The following is an 18,025-nucleotide window of genomic DNA, read 5'->3' on the forward strand; positions in this document are numbered from 1 at the left end:
TCCGCACGGGCGATAACTACTGTCTCGACGTTTTCGTTACCGCGAACGCTGCATCGTTCGCGTCGCTTCTGGCATCGTTCCCAGTCCCGACAGCGACGATCTCGACGCTTCCGGTCGGAGGTGATCGCCGATGTTGAGAGCTGATGCCACGAGCGTCGTCGACCGCACGGGCCTGGACGCGATCGCGCTCAAACCGACCGAATGTGATGTCGCCGACGCGGCGTCGATCCCGGCCGACGCGTTCGCGATCGACTACGAGGGTCGCGAACACGTGCCCGATTCGGACGTACTCGAGACCCTCGCGGCTAACGCCGACGTGCGGGTCACGACACCGGTTCGGGCCGACGGCTACGACCCCCTCGGCGACGACTCGCTCGTCGCCGACCTGCCGGCGTCGGTCGGTCGAGTTGCCGTCGCGGGCCACCCGGCCTACCTGACCGACGACGAGCGAAGTCGGGCCGTCGCCCCCCGGCTGGGCGAACTCCTCGAGACCGCGCCCGACGCCTGGGTCGGCACCGAGAGCGTCGAGCGAATCGCGATGGCGACGGGCGCGACCCAGTACGACCTGCTGTCGCGCTCGACCGAACGCGAACTCCGGGCACTGCGTGCGGCGGGCTTCGACGGCGAGATCGCCGTCTACGCGCCGACGGTGTTGTCCGACGACGAGGACACGATCCTCGAGGCCGTCGGGGACTACGTCGCACGTCGTCGACCCGTCGCCTCGGCGCTGCCCGACGAGGACACCGACCACGACTACGACGCGGGCGCGACGGGTCGTACCCGCGAGGTACTACTCGCGGCAGCCGACGATTACACGCTCGTCGGCACCGAAGACGACGTGCACGCCCAGACCGAGACGCTCCGGGAGGTCGGCGCGACGACCGTCGTCGGCTACCCTGCACGGGGTCTCGGGCGGTTCCGCAAATAGCGTCCAGCCGACGATACGGTTTCTTCAACCGCCCCTTCCCGAGAGTATAAGCACTTCCGGGAACCACGGGCAGGTATGACGCAGCTCGCCGAGCAAACGACGACCGCGGCCGCCGACACGCTCGAGGCGGCCGATGTCGCGGTACTCCCGACCGGCAGCACCGAACAGCACGGGCCGGCCCTCCCGCTTGGGATGGACCACATGGCTGCCCAGGCGTTCGCCCGGACGGCCGCCGAGGAGAAGAACGCGGCCGACGACGACGTCAGCGCCGTCGTTCTTCCGACGATTCCCGTCGGCGTCAGCGTCCACCACCGCCAGTTCGACGGAACGTTGTACGTCTCCGAGGAGACCTTCGAGCAGTACGTGACGGAGACGCTCTCGAGTCTGGCCGAGCACGGCCTGCGGAAGGCCGTCGTGGTCAACGGCCACGGCGGCAACGGCGGGGCCTTGCGACGGACTGCACGACGGCTTCGAGACGAGGAAACCGCGTTCGCTCCGCCGTGGAACTGGTGGGACGCGGTCGACGACCTCGCCGACGACCTGTTCGACGAGGTGGGGGGCCACGCCGACGCGATGGAGTCGAGCCTGCTGTGGCACGTTCGCGAGGAACTGGTCGTCCCCGACGAACTCGAGGCCGCCGAGGCCGGTGCCAGCGAGGGCTGGGGCGAAACTGTCCACGGTGCGCCGATCGGGTTCGACACCATCGACTTTACCGAGACCGGTGCAGTCGGGCGGCCGTCCCAGGCCGCTCCCGAGAAAGGGGAGAAACTGTTCGAAACCGGCTGTGACCGGCTTTGCGCGCTGATCGACTGGCTCGCCGAACGATCCCTCGAGGACTGCTGGTCGCGTGAGCACCGATGACCGGGCACGATTCCGCTTCCGAGTCGACGGTAGACGGTCTCGATCCCGACGAAGAGCCCGAACTCGCCGTCGGCGCTGACGCCTTCGTCGACGACGGAGCCGGCCTCGAGGTCGCGGTCGTCGGCGCAGGAGCCGTCGGCGCGACCGCGGCCTACGACCTCGCCCGGACCGGGGCCGACGTCACTCTCTACGACCGCGACGGGATCGCAAGCGGCGCGAGCGGCCGTGCAGCGGGCGTCTGTTACGACGCGTACGCCGACGAGTTGGACGCGGAGATCGCCGGCGACTCGATCGAGCGATTCCGGCGGCTCTCCGGCGACGACACCTTCCCGTTCGTCGAGTGTCCCTACGTCTGGTTCGCCCAGGAGGGCGACGAGAAACGCGCCGAGAGGATTCGAACACAGGTGAATCGAATGCAAGAAGCCGGCGTCGTCGCCCTCGAGATGGGGCCCGACGAGCTGGCCGAGCGGTTCCCGTCGCTGCGGACGGACGACATCGCAGTCGCCGGTATCGCGGGCGCAGCAGGGCACACCGATCCTGCCCGCTACACGGCCTGTCTCGCCGCGGCTGCCGACGGTGCCGGGGCGACACTCGAGCCCGAGACGGCAGTCGAGGTACGGATCGATCCCACACGCGTGATCGAACCCGACGGCAGCGAGCGGGCGTTCGACGCCGTCCTCGTCGCCGCTGGCGCACAGACCAACGCCGTCCTCGCCGACGCGGGAATCGACATCGCGATGAAACCCTACCGCGTCCAGGCGCTGGTCGCGGACTGCGACCTCACGGAGCCGATCTGCTACGACGGGACGGAGGGGTTCTACGTTCGCCCCCATCCCGAGGGTCTGCTTGCCGGCGACGGCACGGAAGAGTGGGAAGCCGATCCGGACGCGTACGACCGGGACGCAAACGACGGGTTCGCCCAAGAGTTACTCGAGCGAGTCGACGACCGGCTCCCGGACGTAGCGGTATCGCCGGAGACGGACCTCGAGCGAGCGTGGGCCGGTCTCTGTACGGCGACGCCCGACGGCGATCCCCTGGTCGGGGAACTCCGTGACGGACTGTACGTCGCGACCGGGTTCCAGGGTCACGGGTTCATGCGCGCGCCGGGGATCGGCGAGCGGATCGCGGGTGAGATCGTCGGTGGGGACGGGATCGACCGCTTCGATCCGGCGCGGTTCGATGGCGACGAGGAGTTCGAAATCCAAGAAGGAATGCGGATCGACGAGGACTGAGAACGGGTGTTGAGGATCGAGAGTGGAGAACAGATACGGGCACGGGCACTGCCACTACCACTACCACTGATACCCGTCAGTCACCGACCGACGCGTCGGCGGTATCGGCCTCGGCGGCTGGCTCGTCGGCCGACTCGAGTTCCGGGTCCGGCTCGGATTTGGGTTCGGGTTCGGGCTCGGATTCGAACTTGGACTCGCCGGCCGCCAGTTCGTCCTCGCGGTCACCTCCGTCGGGAACGGACGTGTCTTTTGGAATTTCGACGCTTAGCGTCCCGGTTTCGGTGAGGGTCGCGGTTCCGGAATCGGGGTCGACGATCGCGTCGGCGGGTAACTCGGCCTCGCCACCGAGCTCCATCCCACGGCCGGGAAACCGCATGTCGAACCGATCACGAAACTGTCGAAACCGCTCGATTCGAATCTTGACGTTGCCCTCGAGGTACCGGACTTCGACGTCGTCGGGCTCAGCACCGGGCGCGTCGAAGACGACGAGATACGAGGTCTCGTCCTCGAGGATATCGACGGGAAGCGAGCGGTGGTTCTGGGTACGACCGTTCGCGCGACCGATCTGTCGGTAGAGGAACCGACCGACGGAATCGACGAGAGTACGAGGGCTCACGGACGGTCACCTCCGGCGGCGCTGGTGGCGCTCACCGGGACCGTCGGAGCGGCGACCTGGGACGAGATCGGGGCGGGGACGGGAGACGGGACAGTAGTCGGTTCCGGTTCGGAGTCGGCCCTCCCTCCAGAGGCGACGGGGGGCGACCGAACCTGACAGTTCGAGGCAGACATTGCCGGATGAGTTCCTACGACGACCTCGCTATTATTGATTGTGATACTGGGTGTCAGACTGGAATCCGAACCCGAAGTCAAAGTCGAACTCGAACTCGAACTCGAACTCGAGATCGGACCGATCGGCTCGAACACTCGCCGCTCACTGGAGACACCGTGCCGATCCGACATCGACGCCGGAGTAGACACGTCGGACCGAACGGTTGAACGGTGATCGACCGACACGGCTCAGAGTTCGACCGGCTCGAGACAGTCGGTCCCACCACAGACCGGGCACGACAGTTCCGAAACCTCGTGCTCGTCGGGAACCTCGTACGTATAGTGGTTCTCGAACAGGTCGAGAAAGCAGTCCTCCGCGGTACAAACGATCTCCTCGGTCGGTGGCATGCTCGATTGGTACTCAGTGTGCCGAACTAATCAACATTCGGCCCGCGGCCGGGCGGCCGGCGGGTCGGGTGCAACCCTTTTGGACACGTTTGCCAATTCCCCTACAATCCCGACGACAGACCGTACGATCACGATGACGGACGACAGCCCGTTCGATCCGACGATCCACCGAGATACCGACACCGGAACGCTCCGCGTCCACCACGATTGGGCAGGCCCGAAACCGTTGTCGGGCCATCTCGTCGCCGTCGTGAGGAGAGCCCCTGAACTCGAGTTCGCCGACGGAGAACGGCTGTTCGACGCGGTCGATCCGGAGGCTCTCGACTCGCTGTTCGAGCCGATTTCGAACAGTCCCCGTCGGTCGGGCGATGTTCGAATCGAGTTTCGCCAGTTCACGGTAACTGTGTCTGCCGACGGGGAGGTCGTTTTCGATCCGGACGCCGATAGCTGGTGGAACGAGAGCCAGGGAAACGAGGAGTGACCGTCGTGGTTTCGTGTCGACTGACGACGACTCGACTCCGAAGACACGGCGTTGGATCGACGGTCAGGCGGTTCGTCGTCCCGAACCCCAGACAGGGCACCGTCGCACAACTGCGTCCGCCGCCCCGTTAGCTCGTCAAGTCGGCCCGTTCGACCGCGAGTTCGACCTCGGGCGCGAGCCGGTTGCAGACCGCAGGCCCATCGCGTTCTCGGACGACGAGCCCGTCCTCCTCGAGCGACGAGAGGTGGTAAGACACCGTACTCGGGTCCAGATTCAGCACGTCAGCGAGCTCGCTCGTCTGCATCCTCTCACGTGTTGCAAGCGTCTCGAGGAGCCGTCTCGTCGACTCCTCGGACAGAGCCGTCCGTAGCTCGATGTCGATGTCCGCGGTCGTATCGATGCAGTAGTACCGGCGCTTCCCGCGAATCTTTTCGGAAGTCACCAGGCGCTCTTCCTCGAGAATGCGGAGGTGATGACGGATCGTCGACAGCGACACCTCGGTCACGGACTCGAGTTCCGACAGGTGGACGCCTGGTGCGTTCGTGATCGCCTGGTACAGCTCTCGTCTCGTGTCGTGTTCGAGCGGATCGGAGTCGTCGAACCGGCTGCACCGAAACAGAGCGAGCGGCAGTTCCCAGGGCCGGTCTCCCTCGAGATCGATCCCCTGGGCGTAGACCGTTCCGGTCCGCGCGGCCGACCGGCGAAGGACTGGGTTCTGTACGGTCAACACTGCGGCGTTTCCGGACGCCGACGCACCGCCGATCGCGGTGAGGATGGTTGCAGCGGTAAGCCCGATCGTTTCCCCGACCGTGCTGGCGTCGGCGTCGGTCGACCCTGACTGGTCGTCCCCGCTACTGGCCGCGACGCTTCCGTTCTCCTGCCCACTGGGCCGATCCTCGTCGTTCGAAGACGGCTGGTCGCTCGAGGTACTCGAGGGTGACGATCCGTTCGGGGTGCTTTCCTCGTCTTCGTCGGCTTCGCCATCTTCGTCGTCCTCGTCGTCAGGGTCGTCTGGATCGTCTGGATCGTCAGGGTCGTCTGGGTCGTCTGGGTCGTCCTCGTCGTCCGGGTCGTCTGGGTCGTCTGGGTCGTCCTCGTCGTCAGGGTCGTCCTCGTCGTCAGGGTCGTCCTCGTCGTCAGGGTCGTCCTCGTCGTCAGGGTCGTCCTCGTCGTCAGGGTCGTCTGGGTCGTCCTCGTCGTCCTCACTTTGTGCCTCGAGGACTGAAGCGAACTCAGCCGGCGACTCCGCGAGGCCCCCATCAGCGGTGCTGCCCGCAGAGCCAAAATCCACGGCAGCTACCCCACCGAAGGCTGTACTCAGGAATACGATCGAGACGAACGCACAAACGAGCAGACGCCGGCCAGCACGTTCGCTCATAGTAGGTGGGTGAGATGAGGTCGTCACTCGATTGCTGCCGTTCCGGACGAAGACGTACAGTGACTTTGACCAGTCACTTCCTTAAATCTACTCGAGCACGTACCGGATGGGACACGCTCTCGAGACGGCCTGTGTAGTCACCGTTTTACCACTCGAGGCGCTACCGGGCCGTATGACCGACCCCGAGACGTTGTCCGTGACGATCGTCGACGGCTACGTCGACGAGCCCGCACACTTCGGGGTGCCGCCGTACATCTCGACGTATCCGCGCTACGCGGCGGGCGCGCTCGTCGACGCGGGTGTTCCCCGCGAGCGGATCACGTACCACACGATCGACGGCCTCCGCGACGAGCCCGACCGCTGGCGCGATGTCGACGAGGCGGACCTGCTGCTCTACCTGGGCGGGATGACCGTCCCCGGGAAGTACGTCGGGGGGACGCCGGCCGAACCGGACGAGGTGCGCAAACTCGCCTGGACTGCAAGCGGCACGAGCTTGATGGGGGGGCCCGTCAAGTTCGGCGTCGGCGACGAGAACGCCGGTGCGACCGAAACGGAGCGCCAGGACCTCGATTTCGATTTCGTCGCCAAGGGCGACGTCGAGGCCGCCGTCTACGACCTCGTCGAGAGCGGCCTCGAGGGCTTTAACAACCGGATGCGCGACGTCGACGAGGTCTCGCGGTGGGCCCAGGACGGTGCCTTCATCGTCGAGCAACATCCCAACCACCCCGACTACCTGATCGCCGAACTCGAGACCTCACGGGGCTGTGCGTATCGGTGTTCGTTCTGTACGGAGCCGCTGTACGGCAACCCCGACTTCCGGCCTGCACCCACCGTGGTCGGCGAGGTCGACGCACTCTCCGATTACGGCGTCAGGCACTTCCGGCTCGGTCGCCAGGCCGACATCCTCGCTTACGGCGGCGACGGCGAAGCGCCCAACCCGGACGCTCTCCGGCAGCTTTACAGCGGTATTCGCGAGGTCGCGCCCGACCTCGAGACGCTGCACCTGGACAATATGAACCCCATCACGATCGTCGAGTGGCCCGAGAAGTCACGGGAGGGGATTCGGATCATCGCCGAGCACAACACCCCCGGCGACACCGCCGCGTTCGGCCTCGAGTCCGCGGACCCGATCGTCCAGGAGGAGAACAACTTGAACGTCACCGCCGAGGAGTGTTTCGAGGCCGTCCGGATCGTCAACGAAGAGGCGGGGTGGCGACCTGGCGAATCGCCCACAGATGGCCCCAGCGTCGGCGACGACACCCCCGGGCGACTCCCGAAGCTGCTTCCGGGGATCAACCTCCTGCACGGGCTCAAAGGCGAACGGGAGGAGACCTACGAGCGCAACATGGCGTTCCTCCAGCGGGTCTACGACGAGGGGTACATGCTCCGGCGAGTCAACATCCGGCAGGTGATGTCCTTCGACGGCACCGACATGTCCGACACGGGAGCCGAAATCGCCAGAGAACACAAGAAGCTGTTCAAACGTTACAAGCAACGGGTCCGCGAGGAGATCGACAACCCGATGTTAGCGCGCGTCGCGCCGCCCGGCACCGTGTTGCCGGACGTCCATCTCGAGTACCACCAGGACGGGAAGACGTTCGGGCGACAACTCGGTACGTACCCGCTTCTCGTCGGGATTCCCGGCGAGCGTGAACTCGGCCGGACGATCGACGTCGCGATCGTCGATCACGGCTACCGCTCCGTGACCGGCGTCCCGTACCCGCTCGATCTCAACGGCGCGTCGATGGACGAACTCACGGCGATTCCGGGCGTCGGGGACCGAACTGCGGGCGACATCGTCGTCAATCGGCCGCACGAGTCCGTCGCCGACGCGAGCCCGGGTCTGGGTCTCGAGACGGAAACGGAGACGGGGATCGACCTCTCACGGTTCGTCACGGCCGAAACCGGGCCGGAGACGGGAGCCGATTGACTCGTGGGGAACTCGAGTCGGGGAAGAGCAAACGGCTGAAGAAAACAGAAATCCCGGCCGTCGAAACGGGGTCGATCCGGCTCCGATCCCCCGTTCCGGCGGACTCGGTCGGTAGTTCTATTATGCAGGGGGAGTAGAGAAGACGATGAGGGTCTACCTGTGGAAATATCTGAAAAACTCCTGTGTCTGTTCAGTACCGAAGTTTCGACAGAGGAGGACCGGTACGTCATCGAAGTACCACGACAAGAGGTGGAGACCGGCGACATCGATCCCGAGGAAGTGTACCGCGTCGCACTCATTTCTCGAGACGAGGCGGACGCTGGCGGGGAGAGCACGTCCTCGACGCAGCCGGAGACTGCGCCGTCCGAGCCACAGCCACCGGTCGACACCGGGGAAACCCGCTACGTCGAGATCGAAGACATCGGGAAGCAGGGCGACGGGATCGCCCGGGTCGAGCGTGGCTACGTCATCATTGTCCCCGGTGCGGACGTCGGCGAGCGCGTCAAGATCGAGGTCACCGAAGTAAAATCGAACTTCGCGGTCGGCGAGATCATCGAAGAAACGTTTTAACACCGCTGTTTCCTCGGATCGGCGTTGCCGATCCGATCGTCACCGACCGCTATCGAGAACCGGACGGGAGTACTCCGGAGTACGTCGCGGTGCACGCTCGGAACACTGTGAAGGGAGAACTGGAACCGGCCCGAGTACCGGCGTAGCGTTTCCCCTTGGAGTTTCGTCTATCGGTCCGGAATCGTTTCCCGGAACCGGTCCGGATCGTCGTGGAAGCAGTCGCCGACGACGATCGCGTCAGCGCCGGCCTCGAGAATTTCGGTCGCCTTCTCTCGGCTGTCGATCCCGCCGCCGTACAGCAACGTCGTCTCCTCGAGATAGGGTGTTGCGGCCTCGACGTCCTCGGGACCGCCGTAGGTACCCGAGTACTCGATGTAGAAGATCGGAAAGCCGTAGAACGACTCGGTGGCAAGCGCCGCGCCCGCGACCTGCTCGGGGGTGTAGGCCGTCTCGACGCTGGCCCGCTTGGCCGCAGCCGACTCGAGGTGCTGGACGACGTACCCCTCGCCGAGTAGTTTGTCGGTAAGCGCCGAGACGGCATCTCGCCCCTTCGAGGCGATGAGATCGCCGACCAGCGGCACGCTCGTCCCGAGTGTCTCCTCGGGCTTTCGGCCGACCTCGGTGAACAGGTCGACGTGTTTCCCGACGAAGTGGGTGCGATCCCCATTGTAGACGGCTGGAACGGACATGGCGTCTACGGCCTCGAGCGTGTCGGTCGAGACGTGCGCCGCGTTGTACGGCTCCTGCCAGACGGGGATGTCGGGAAAGGAGCGCTCGAGCGATCGAATCGTCTCGAGGGCGTTGTCGGCGGTGACGCCGTCGGAGCCGCCGACGATCAACAGATCGGTCCCCTCGAGAATGCCGAGGTCGTCGGGGAGGGGCTTCGCGGGATCGACTTTCGTGACGTGGGAGATACGACTCCAGTCGACGTGCATGCCCGGCCGTTCGCAAACCGTGGTGATTTTTGTATCGGTTTCGGCCGCATCTGTCCGCTGAGAACGAGCGTCACGCTCCGTCTGCCGTCCCGTTTCCGTGTCCATCCTCGAGCGGCCGTCCATCGATACGTTTCGCACCCTCGGAGTCGTGGACGACGACCTCGCCCGGGTCGGGGTCGGCGGGGGCGTAGGTGTCACGGACGGCGATTGCCTCCTCGAGTTCCCTGACGGCGCGTTCTTTCAACGCGCTGGCGAGGTCCTCGGCGTCTTCACGGGAGATGTCGCGGCCGAGTCCCTCGCACTCGTGGGCGCGAACGACACCGGGTTCACCGCCGGTTTCATCGGTTTCCCGCTGTGGTTCCAGCGGAACGCTGTCGACGGGGTCGCCCATCGGCTGACTGGTGCCGGCGAGAGCAACGCTGAACGGATAGGTCCGACAGATCAGCGGCCGGTCCTCGTGGGCGACGCAGGCCCCCGTCCCGTCCTCGCTCTCTTCGTAGAAGGCGCAATCGCCACAGCCGTCGGTCTGGAGCGCCCACTCGAACGTCTCCCCCGAGAGTCCGTCGTCGGTCTCCTCGAGGCCGTATGGCATCGGACGGGCGACATCACGCCAGCCCCGGTCCGCGGCCGGGGGAACCGCGTCGCTTTCCCCGTCGGTCGACTCGAGGTCGCGCACTTCGTCGGGGAACACCGTCGCGGTGTGTTCGTCCTCGCCGTGGCCCGTACAGCAGGCACCACAGCGTGTACACTCGAAGCCGATCGACTCGATCGCGTCCGCGAGGGCGGCGACCGAGAGGTCGCGGGCCCGCTCGAGTTCCTCCTCGAGGGATTGCACGACTCATCCTTCGTGGGAACGGGGAAAAGTCAGTCGCTCGCGGGCAGCACCGCGTCGACTCATACTGCCGGCCAAACCGATACGGACACCGATCGCACTCGAGACGCGATCGGGTGTGTTCTGACCGTTGGCCAGTAGTATCAGCGGCTCGCCGGACGCACACGTTCGCCGTCCCACACGACCCGTCCTTCGACGGTCAACTTCCCGAGGTGTGCACGGACGGTCGCCCGTGCGAGGTCTCGGACCCCCGACAGGTCCTTCTCGTAGGCCGACTCGAGGACCTCCTCGAGCGTTCGCGCCCCGTCCGCGACGGCCTCGCGGATGCGGCGTTCTCGTCTGTAGCGGTGCTCGAGCAGCCGCTCGAGCGTCTCGCGGGGTGTGTCGATCGTCGGCCCGTGGCCGGGGTACAGCGCCGGCGGATCGATCGCCCACAGCCGACGGAGCGTCGTCACGTACGCGCGCATGTCTCCTTCGGGCGCGCCGACGACGACGCTGCCTTCCTGGACTGCACAGTCGCCACAGAGTATCGGTCCGTCCCGGCCCGCCTCGAGCGCGACGTGGTCGGGAGCGTGGCCAGGCGCGTCGAGAACACGAACGCGGTCGTCGCCGAGGGGAATAGTCCGTCCGGGATAGAACACACGGTCGGGCTCCAGACCGGTTGCCTCGCGGAACCGGTCGGCCCGGCCGGCCCGTGCCCAGACGGTCGCGTCGGTCTCGGCGGCGCAGTGGTCGACGGCACCCACGTGGTCGGGGTGTACGTGCGTGACGAGAACGTGATCGACATCGACGGACCGAGTCTCCAGGAGGTCGTCTAGGGCGTCGGTTCGGGCCGCCGGGTCGACGAGCACGGCGCTGGAACCCGCCGCCAGCAGGTAGCCGTTCGTCTCACCGCCAGGGGCGCGCGTCTCGGTCGGCAAACTGCGACGGACGACATCCATACCTCGTGATACGGGCCCGCGACAAAGTGGATACGGGTATCGGCGCGTTGCTCGGTGGATCGAACCCCGTGGTCGGAGTCAGAAGGGAGAGCCGTATCGAGTCGAACTCGGGCTGGGGGTCGTGAAACCGGCTCGACTTCGGGAGACTCGTACGGTTTGCTGGACGCCAGTTCCGGTATAACCCGACTCGAGGCGGTTGTACCGGTACGTCGGTACGGCAACCCGTTTCAGTGTTTCAGGAAGTAGACCTGCTTGCGTGCGTCACGGAAACTGTACCGGGAGCCGACCAGACCGACGTCCTCGAGACGATTCAGCGCGTAGCGGACGGTGCGATCGGGGAGCAGTGATTCCTCGGCGAGTTGCCCCTGTGAGAGCGGGGAGTCGGTCTCGAGGACTTTGGCGACGAGCTTCGCGCTCGGGGGGAGATCGCGCAGGCGCTCGCGGTATTCCTCTTCGGAGAGCGTCGCTTCGGCTGCACCGCCACCGTCCTCAGTGGTACTCATGCTCATATCACACCGAGCGGAGTCGTCGCTGGTAAACCTTCCCTATATGTGGATACGAACAATGTAGTTTGTATAAGGACTATTATTGACCTATTAACACAGTCGCTATCCCCGTTCCGTCCGATAGGTGCATCGGTCGATAAGGCACACTATAGCGCGTTTTATCGACGATCTTCGAACTCGAGACCCGTCCTCGAGTCGATGTGGACCCGACGGGAAACGAGTCCGAACGGGCGTTCGCGTCGGCGACGGCGCTCGACGGACTCCAGTATCGTTTTATCCCACGGCGACTGTAGTTGCGCCCAGTGTGAAAGGACAGGAGTGGTACCAGGCCGACGACGTCGCCGAGGAGTACGACGACAAGCGCTTCTCCAAGGGCGGCCAGCTGATCGACCGCCGGGAGAAGGAAGCGGTCCTCGAGGCGATCATGCCCGTCGAGGACCGGAGCGTCCTCGAGATCGCCTGTGGTACCGGGCGATTCACGGTGATGCTCGCCGAGCAGGGAGCCGACGTGGTCGGACTCGATATTTCGGCGGCGATGCTACAGCAGGGCCGATCGAAAGCACAGCACGCGGAGCCGGAAGGAACCCTCGAGTTCCTGCGGGGCGACGCTGGACGACTGCCGTTCCCGGACGATCACTTCGACACCGTCATCGCGATGCGGTTTTTCCACCTCGCGGACGATCCGGAGGCGTTCTTACGGGAGATGCGGCGGGTCTCCCGTGACCAGATCGTCTTCGATACGTTCAACCGCTTCAGCGCCCGCAGCGTCTACAACTGGGCACTACCGATGGGCTCGCGCCTTTACTCGAAGAGCGAGGTCAGCGAGTTACTCGCCAAGACGAACCTGACGCTGGTCGACGTGGAGGACGACTTCATCGCGCCGTACGGCCTCTACCGGTCGATCCCCAATGCCCTCGCCTCACCGATCCGGACGCTCGACGAGGCGGTAGGCGGCCATCCAGTCACCGATCACTTCGCGTCGGTTTCCTACTGGAACACGAAACTTCGATGACGACGCCTGCCCGGGGGGTACCCACCCCGGAGTCTCGGTTCCTCGCCCCGATCGGCGTCGACGCTCGGGGGCGATCAGCCACTCGAGTCGGCGGACGTGGTTGCTGCGGCCGATAATCCCGTCCCCTTTTTAGTTCCCGGGTGTGTACCCTGGGGTATGGAGCTCTCGGTAGTCGTCTCGACGCTCAACGACCGAGAGCAACTGCTGGCGTCTCTCGACGCCCTCCACGACGGAACGCCGTCGTCTACCGAGGTCATCGTCGTCAACGGCCCGTCCTCGGACGGGACGACGGGAATGGTTCGCGACAGGGAAGACGTCGACGTTCTGGTCGAAATCTCCGAGCGAAACCCCAACGTCTCCCGCAACGCCGGCTTGCGCGTCGCGACGGGCGATGTCGTCGCGTTTCTGGACGGCGAGTACGCCGTCGAACCCGGATGGCACAGCGCCGTCGAACGGTCGATCGACGACGGCGCGGACGTCGTCACCGGGCCGGTCACCGGTGAGAACCGGTTCGATACGGCCGATCCACGAACCCCGAAGACGATCGCCAGACGGGACGTAACGCTCTTCGACGGCGACAACGTCGCCTTCGATCGGACCGTTCTCGAGGCGCTGGACGGGTTCGACGAGTACCTGGACGTCGACGGCGCACGGGATTGTGCCCACCGCGTCGCCGGCATGGGGTTCGACGTGGACTGGACGATGGAGATGGCCGTGCGGCGGGAAGTCGGGACCGACGGCGGCCGTGCGGAGCCGGACTGGGGAGTTACGTATCGGGCACTCGGGTACCGGCTGGCGAAGAACTACGGGCCCAGACCGACGGTGGTCGCACGGACCGTCGGTAGCGCGATCCGTGACGGCGCAATGACGGTTCGTGGGATCGTCTCCGGGGACGCGACGCCGACCGGCTGGCTGTCGAACGGAACGGACGTGGTCGCCAACGCCGCTGCAGGGCTCCGCGACGGTATCCGTGCGCGATACTCCGACCGGTCCGCACGCCGGAACCCGAACGGACTCTCCATGCGCCACGACCGTGCGGTGCGTGTGTACGATCGGCGGTGAGCGTGCTGCTCGAGAGTCGATGCTCGGCGATAGTGTTCGTGTATAAACGAATGAGAACGATGATGGTAGTCGGATATGACTAACGGAGTATGGAATCGACGAGGATACTCGTTGGCATCCTCGGCTTGCAGATCACCATCGCAGCCGGACTACTCGAACTCATCGAGCACGTTGCTGTTTCAGCCGAGGGGTTCTGGGTGATGGTCATGTTCGTCGGCATCGGCCTGACCGGCTTCGCGGTAGCTACTGATCTTCTGAACTGAGATCACGGACACAGCAGCCCCGGGAAGAAACCAGCACTCACTCGTTGTGCGGTATAGCAGATTCTTCCCCTCCTACCGAGGTCGTGTACTCGAGTGGCGCTACTGGCGTATGCACACTCTCGAGCCGCTTTATCACTCGGGATCGAACCCACCGGCGAGTCGGTCGAGTCCGAAGAGGGCAACCGCGCCGACGACCGCCCACGCGATCGTCAGCCCGATCACATCGCCGGTCCAGACGTATTCTTCGCCGATGTTGTGCAGCGGTGCCGGCACCGAGCCGGCGATCAACCCCACCAGGAAAAGCAGGGTCGGCTCCCGTTGCCACTCGAGTGCACGGCGCACGATCCTGGCGATCGTCACGAGTCCGAGAAAACCTCCGGCGACGAATACGACGACGGTGGTTCCCGGGCCGACGGCCGCCTCGAGACTTCCGTTGCCGGAAACGAGGGCTCCCAGAGAGGTGAGAAACGCGGTCAGTTCCGAAGAGAGGAACACGTACTGTCCCAGCAGGATCAAGATTAGCGCGCCGGAGATGCCCGGGAGGATCATCGCACTGATCGCCAGCGCGCCCGAGAGAAAGAGCAGGACCGGGCCGCTCCCGGGTAGTTCGACGACACCACTGGCGACGGCAAGCGCCAGTACGGTCCCCGTGCCGGCGGCGAGCCAGTGTCGGGACGATGTAAGCGGCAGGCTCCGGAAGAGGACGACGGCCGAGGCCGCGATCAGCCCCGTAAAGAAGCCAAAGAGGGCAACCGGGTGTGAGTCCGCAAGTGCGGAGACCGTGCCGGCGATCAACGCGACAGCCGTCACCATCCCGACGCCCAGCGGCAATAGGAACTGCAGATCCATCTCGAGCAGCGCCTCCCGTGCCCGGCCCCGTCGGTCGGACCGATAGCCCTGGAGAACGTGGACGGCTCGGCGGGGAGTCAGAGCAGTGATCGCCGCGATCAGCCGACCGTAAAAGCCCAGCAGCAGGGCCACGGTCCCGCCGGAGACTCCGGGGAGAGCGTCCGCGGTTCCCATACAGAGCCCGTAGGCGTAGATCCGAAGCAGCTCGAGCCGGTCGACGGCCCACTCCTCGACGTTATATCCCATCGTCGCCGTCGGGAGTGGTGCGGTGGTCGGTCGTCGGTCGCGGCGAGATTGCGGGGAACAAAGCGAGGGCCGGTCGGGAGGCGTCCATACCTACCGGATAACGGGGGAGTACCATAAATGAACAGACTCGCTTCAGCCGTCGAGCCTGCGGGCGAGCTACTCGCACGCGACGAGGGGATGGCGTAGCCCCTCGGAAACCGGTCACTGAACCGTTTCAACCCCAGGCACGGGCGTCCGGCGAAACTCCGTCGATCACGCGACAGGCGTTTTTCGAGAAGACACGGCGGAACATGTCCTCCGAGACATCGAGCGTCAGCGTCTCCATGACGGCGACGTTCGGGTGACAGGTCGGTGCGCCGCTCCCGAACAGGACGCGATCCGGGTGTTCCAGGATCGCGCGCTCGAGCGTGTCCCGGAGCCTGACGAAACTCGTCTCGAGATAGCAGTCGTCGTACTCCCCGAGGAGATCGATCATCTCGTGCATGAGCGACCGGTTTAGCGGGTGGCCCCCGAAGTGGGCGACGACGACGGGGAACGCCCGGCCAAGCAGCGCATCCGACAGCGCCGCCGGCGGGGCGTCGGTTCCGCCGCGAACGATGACGGGAAGCCCGACGTCTTCTAACGTCGCGAGGACGTCTTCGTCGGGGTAGTCGTCGACGGTCGGATCGAGGACGAAGCCGTGGAACCGATCGTCGTAGGCGTACATCTCCACGTCGTCCGGCGTCGTGTGGTGGTCCTCGCGGCGACTGACGGCGTTTCGCAGTCGTCCGCGAGCGGTGTGTTCAGGGTGGCGTGTCCCGTTGATCCGGGCGAAGGCGATGAACGGACGGTCGACGCTGCGGCGGGCGACGCCGTTGTTCGGAGCCACGTAACTCGTGTCGGGTTTCGCGGGCGGGAAAACCACCGAGCGCGTGATTCCGGCCTGGTGCATCTCCCGCTCGAGCCTGTCGGCAGTGATCGTCCGTCCCCAGGGTCCGGGTGTGCCGTCGCCCTCGTCCGGCGTGAGCCGGGCGTAGACGTCGACGACCCGAAACCCGTGTTCCAGCTCCAGCATCCCACGAGGACCATTCGCGTCAATCCATATTTTGGTACCGACTTCGCTCACCCCAGGGGAACGCCGTCCGTCGAGCCCGGAGGGTGGCCTGGTGTGTCGACAGTTCACACGACAATCGCAAGACGTAGCGGACCCGGTAGGGAAACATTTATATAGAAGTGCTGACGACATAGTTATTGAGGATTCAACCATGGCACAACAGGGACGCATGGGCGGTCAGCCTATGTTCATCATGAGCGAGGACAGCCAGCGAACCCAGGGCCGGGACGCCCAGTCGTCCAACATCATGGCCGGCAAAGCGGTTGCCGAGTCGGTACGGACGACGCTCGGGCCACGCGGTATGGACAAGATGCTCGTCGACTCCGGCGGGGAGGTCGTCATCACGAACGACGGTGCGACCATCCTCGAGGAGATGGACATCGAGCATCCCGCAGCCCAGATGATCGTCGAGGTCGCCGAGTCTCAGGAAGAGGAGGTCGGCGACGGGACGACGACGGCAGCCGTGATCGCTGGCAACCTGCTCGGTGAGGCCGAGGACCTGATCGAACAGGACGTCCATGCGACCACGATCGTCGAAGGATACCACGAGGCCGCGGAGATCGCCCTCGAGGCGATCGCAGAGCAGGTACAGGAGGCCGAGGTCGACGACGACGTGCTCACGGAGGTCGCCGAGTCCAGCATGACCGGCAAGGGCACCGGCGGTCTCACGGCCGAGTCGCTGGCCGAGACGGTCGTCGAGGCCGTTCGCCACGTCGAGACCGACGACGCCGTCGCCCGGGATAACGTCACCGTCCACACCCAGATCGGTGCCTCCTCGAACGCGACCGAACTCGTCCCCGGTATCGTCGTCGACGAGGAACCCGCCCACGACGGTATGCCCGCCGAGGTCGAGGACGCCTCGATCGCTATTCTCGACGTCGAACTCGACATCCGTACCGGCGAGGTCGACGCCGAATACGCCATCGACTCCATCGACCAGCTCAACGCCGCCATCGACGCAGAGGAGAGCGAGCTGCAGGGATACGCCGAGACCATCGCCGACAGCGGTGCCGATGTCGTCTTCACGACCGACGATGTCGCCGACCGGATCGCTTCGTCACTCGCCAAGGAGGGCGTCCTCCTGTTCGACGATATCGGTAGCAGCGACGCTGCAGACATCTCCTCCGCGACCGGAGCCCGCCGCGTCGGCGACCTCGACGACCTCGAGGCGGCCGACTTCGGCGAGGCCGACCGCGTCCGTTCGGAGAACTTCGGCGACGACGACCTCGCGTTCGTCGAGGGCGGCGCTGCCGCAGAGGCCGTCACCGTCTTCGTCCGCGGCGGTACCGAACACGTCGTCGACGAACTCGAGCGCGCCATCGGTGACGCGCTGGACGTCGCTGCGACCGCGCTCGAATCCGGGGAGGTCGTCCCCGGTGCCGGCGCGACCGAGATCGCGATCGCAGACAAGGTCCGCCAGGAAGCCGCTGGCATCGAGGGCCGCAAGCAGCTGGCCGTCGACGCCTTCGCAGACGCTATCGACATCGTTCCGCGCACGCTGGCTGCCAACACCGGCCGCGACCCGATCGACGCGCTCGTGGACCTTCGTGCCGCCCACGAGTCAGAGGGCCGTGCCGGTCTGGTCACGGACGGTGAGACCGTCACTATCGACGATCCCTTCGAGCATGGCGTCGTCGACCCAGCCGACGTCAAGCGCGAAGCCGTCGAGAGCGCGACCGAAGCCGCGACAATGATCGCCCGCATCGACGACGTCATCGCCGCCGAGTAAC

At 65.5% G+C, this 18,025-nt stretch carries 19 protein-coding genes; 10 read left to right on the forward strand and 9 right to left on the reverse strand.

Annotated elements, in window-relative coordinates; translation table 11 throughout:
• Positions 1–130 precede the first annotated feature (130 nt).
• From C446_RS05620 to C446_RS05630, 3 genes are all read left to right on the forward strand, one after another.
• Complete coding sequence (locus C446_RS05620; RefSeq protein ID WP_006672110.1) at positions 131–928, forward strand: DUF7388 family protein; 798 nt, start codon at positions 131–133, stop codon at positions 926–928.
• 75 nt (positions 929–1,003) lie between these two features.
• A complete protein-coding gene (locus C446_RS05625; RefSeq protein WP_006672111.1) occupies positions 1,004–1,789 on the forward strand; it encodes a creatininase family protein in 786 nt (261 codons plus the stop codon).
• The gene (locus tag C446_RS05630) at positions 1,786–3,021 is read left to right on the forward strand and encodes an NAD(P)/FAD-dependent oxidoreductase (protein WP_006672112.1); all 1,236 of its coding nucleotides are present in this window, start codon (positions 1,786–1,788) and stop codon (positions 3,019–3,021) included. The genes C446_RS05625 and C446_RS05630 overlap by 4 nt, the downstream gene beginning before the upstream one ends.
• Positions 3,022–3,097: 76 nt before the next feature.
• On the opposite strand, the gene C446_RS05635 is transcribed toward C446_RS05630, so the two are convergent.
• Entirely contained in the window at positions 3,098–3,637 is a 540-nt protein-coding gene (locus C446_RS05635; RefSeq protein ID WP_006672113.1) for an Hsp20/alpha crystallin family protein, read from the reverse strand.
• Positions 3,638–4,038: 401 nt separating this feature from the next.
• Positions 4,039–4,197, reverse strand: a complete 159-nt coding sequence (locus C446_RS19285) for a DUF7559 family protein (protein WP_006672114.1) — start codon at positions 4,195–4,197, stop codon at positions 4,039–4,041.
• Between the two features lie 133 nt (positions 4,198–4,330).
• On the opposite strand from C446_RS19285, the gene C446_RS05640 reads away from it, so the two are divergent.
• Positions 4,331–4,678, forward strand: coding sequence for a HalOD1 output domain-containing protein (locus tag C446_RS05640; protein WP_006672115.1), 348 nt, complete (start codon positions 4,331–4,333; stop codon positions 4,676–4,678).
• A 127-nt stretch (positions 4,679–4,805) separates the two neighbouring features.
• On the opposite strand, the gene C446_RS05645 is transcribed toward C446_RS05640, so the two are convergent.
• The gene (locus tag C446_RS05645; protein ID WP_152419374.1) at positions 4,806–5,969 is read right to left on the reverse strand and encodes a winged helix-turn-helix transcriptional regulator; all 1,164 of its coding nucleotides are present in this window, start codon (positions 5,967–5,969) and stop codon (positions 4,806–4,808) included.
• A 259-nt stretch (positions 5,970–6,228) separates the two neighbouring features.
• Between C446_RS05645 and C446_RS05650 the strand changes: the two genes are divergently transcribed.
• Positions 6,229–7,986 (forward strand): radical SAM protein, encoded by a 1,758-nt coding sequence (locus C446_RS05650; RefSeq protein ID WP_049920059.1) that lies wholly within the window; start codon positions 6,229–6,231, stop codon positions 7,984–7,986.
• Positions 7,987–8,145: 159 nt separating this feature from the next.
• A complete protein-coding gene (locus C446_RS05655; protein ID WP_006672118.1) occupies positions 8,146–8,556 on the forward strand; it encodes a TRAM domain-containing protein in 411 nt (136 codons plus the stop codon).
• Positions 8,557–8,723: 167 nt separating this feature from the next.
• Here C446_RS05655 and C446_RS05660 read toward each other — a convergent pair whose 3' ends face one another.
• The 4 genes from C446_RS05660 to C446_RS05675 all read right to left on the reverse strand — a co-directional run bounded on the left by C446_RS05660 (position 8,724) and on the right by C446_RS05675 (position 11,773).
• The gene (locus C446_RS05660; RefSeq protein WP_006672119.1) at positions 8,724–9,491 is read right to left on the reverse strand and encodes a geranylgeranylglyceryl/heptaprenylglyceryl phosphate synthase; all 768 of its coding nucleotides are present in this window, start codon (positions 9,489–9,491) and stop codon (positions 8,724–8,726) included.
• A gap of 70 nt (positions 9,492–9,561) precedes the next feature.
• On the reverse strand, positions 9,562–10,326 hold the full coding sequence (locus tag C446_RS05665) for a YkgJ family cysteine cluster protein (protein WP_006672120.1): 765 nt from the start codon (positions 10,324–10,326) through the stop codon (positions 9,562–9,564).
• Between the two features lie 140 nt (positions 10,327–10,466).
• On the reverse strand, positions 10,467–11,264 hold the full coding sequence (locus C446_RS05670) for an MBL fold metallo-hydrolase (protein ID WP_006672121.1): 798 nt from the start codon (positions 11,262–11,264) through the stop codon (positions 10,467–10,469).
• Positions 11,265–11,491: 227 nt separating this feature from the next.
• A complete protein-coding gene (locus C446_RS05675) occupies positions 11,492–11,773 on the reverse strand; it encodes a MarR family transcriptional regulator (RefSeq protein WP_006672122.1) in 282 nt (93 codons plus the stop codon).
• 301 nt (positions 11,774–12,074) lie between these two features.
• Here C446_RS05675 and C446_RS05680 point away from each other — a divergent pair, with 301 nt between their 5' ends.
• The 3 genes from C446_RS05680 to C446_RS19290 all read left to right on the forward strand — a co-directional run bounded on the left by C446_RS05680 (position 12,075) and on the right by C446_RS19290 (position 14,107).
• On the forward strand, positions 12,075–12,782 hold the full coding sequence (locus tag C446_RS05680) for a class I SAM-dependent methyltransferase (protein ID WP_006672123.1): 708 nt from the start codon (positions 12,075–12,077) through the stop codon (positions 12,780–12,782).
• Between the two features lie 156 nt (positions 12,783–12,938).
• Positions 12,939–13,844 carry a glycosyltransferase family 2 protein gene (locus C446_RS05685; RefSeq protein ID WP_006672124.1) on the forward strand — a complete coding sequence of 302 codons (906 nt, stop codon included), beginning with the start codon at positions 12,939–12,941 and terminating at the stop codon, positions 13,842–13,844.
• A gap of 89 nt (positions 13,845–13,933) precedes the next feature.
• Entirely contained in the window at positions 13,934–14,107 is a 174-nt protein-coding gene (locus C446_RS19290; protein WP_169331358.1) for a hypothetical protein, read from the forward strand.
• Between the two features lie 132 nt (positions 14,108–14,239).
• On the opposite strand, the gene C446_RS05695 is transcribed toward C446_RS19290, so the two are convergent.
• Positions 14,240–15,202: a DUF368 domain-containing protein gene (locus C446_RS05695; RefSeq protein ID WP_006672125.1), complete on the reverse strand. Its 963-nt coding sequence runs from the start codon at positions 15,200–15,202 to the stop codon at positions 14,240–14,242.
• A gap of 214 nt (positions 15,203–15,416) precedes the next feature.
• Entirely contained in the window at positions 15,417–16,256 is an 840-nt protein-coding gene (locus tag C446_RS05700; RefSeq protein ID WP_006672126.1) for an amidohydrolase family protein, read from the reverse strand.
• Positions 16,257–16,479: 223 nt separating this feature from the next.
• On the opposite strand from C446_RS05700, the gene thsA reads away from it, so the two are divergent.
• Positions 16,480–18,024: a thermosome subunit alpha gene (gene thsA, locus C446_RS05705; RefSeq protein ID WP_006672127.1), complete on the forward strand. Its 1,545-nt coding sequence runs from the start codon at positions 16,480–16,482 to the stop codon at positions 18,022–18,024.
• Position 18,025 lies beyond the last annotated feature (1 nt).

Origin of the sequence: Halobiforma nitratireducens JCM 10879 (assembly GCF_000337895.1) — an archaeon.
Classification (GTDB): Archaea; Halobacteriota; Halobacteria; order Halobacteriales; family Natrialbaceae; genus Natronobacterium; species Natronobacterium nitratireducens.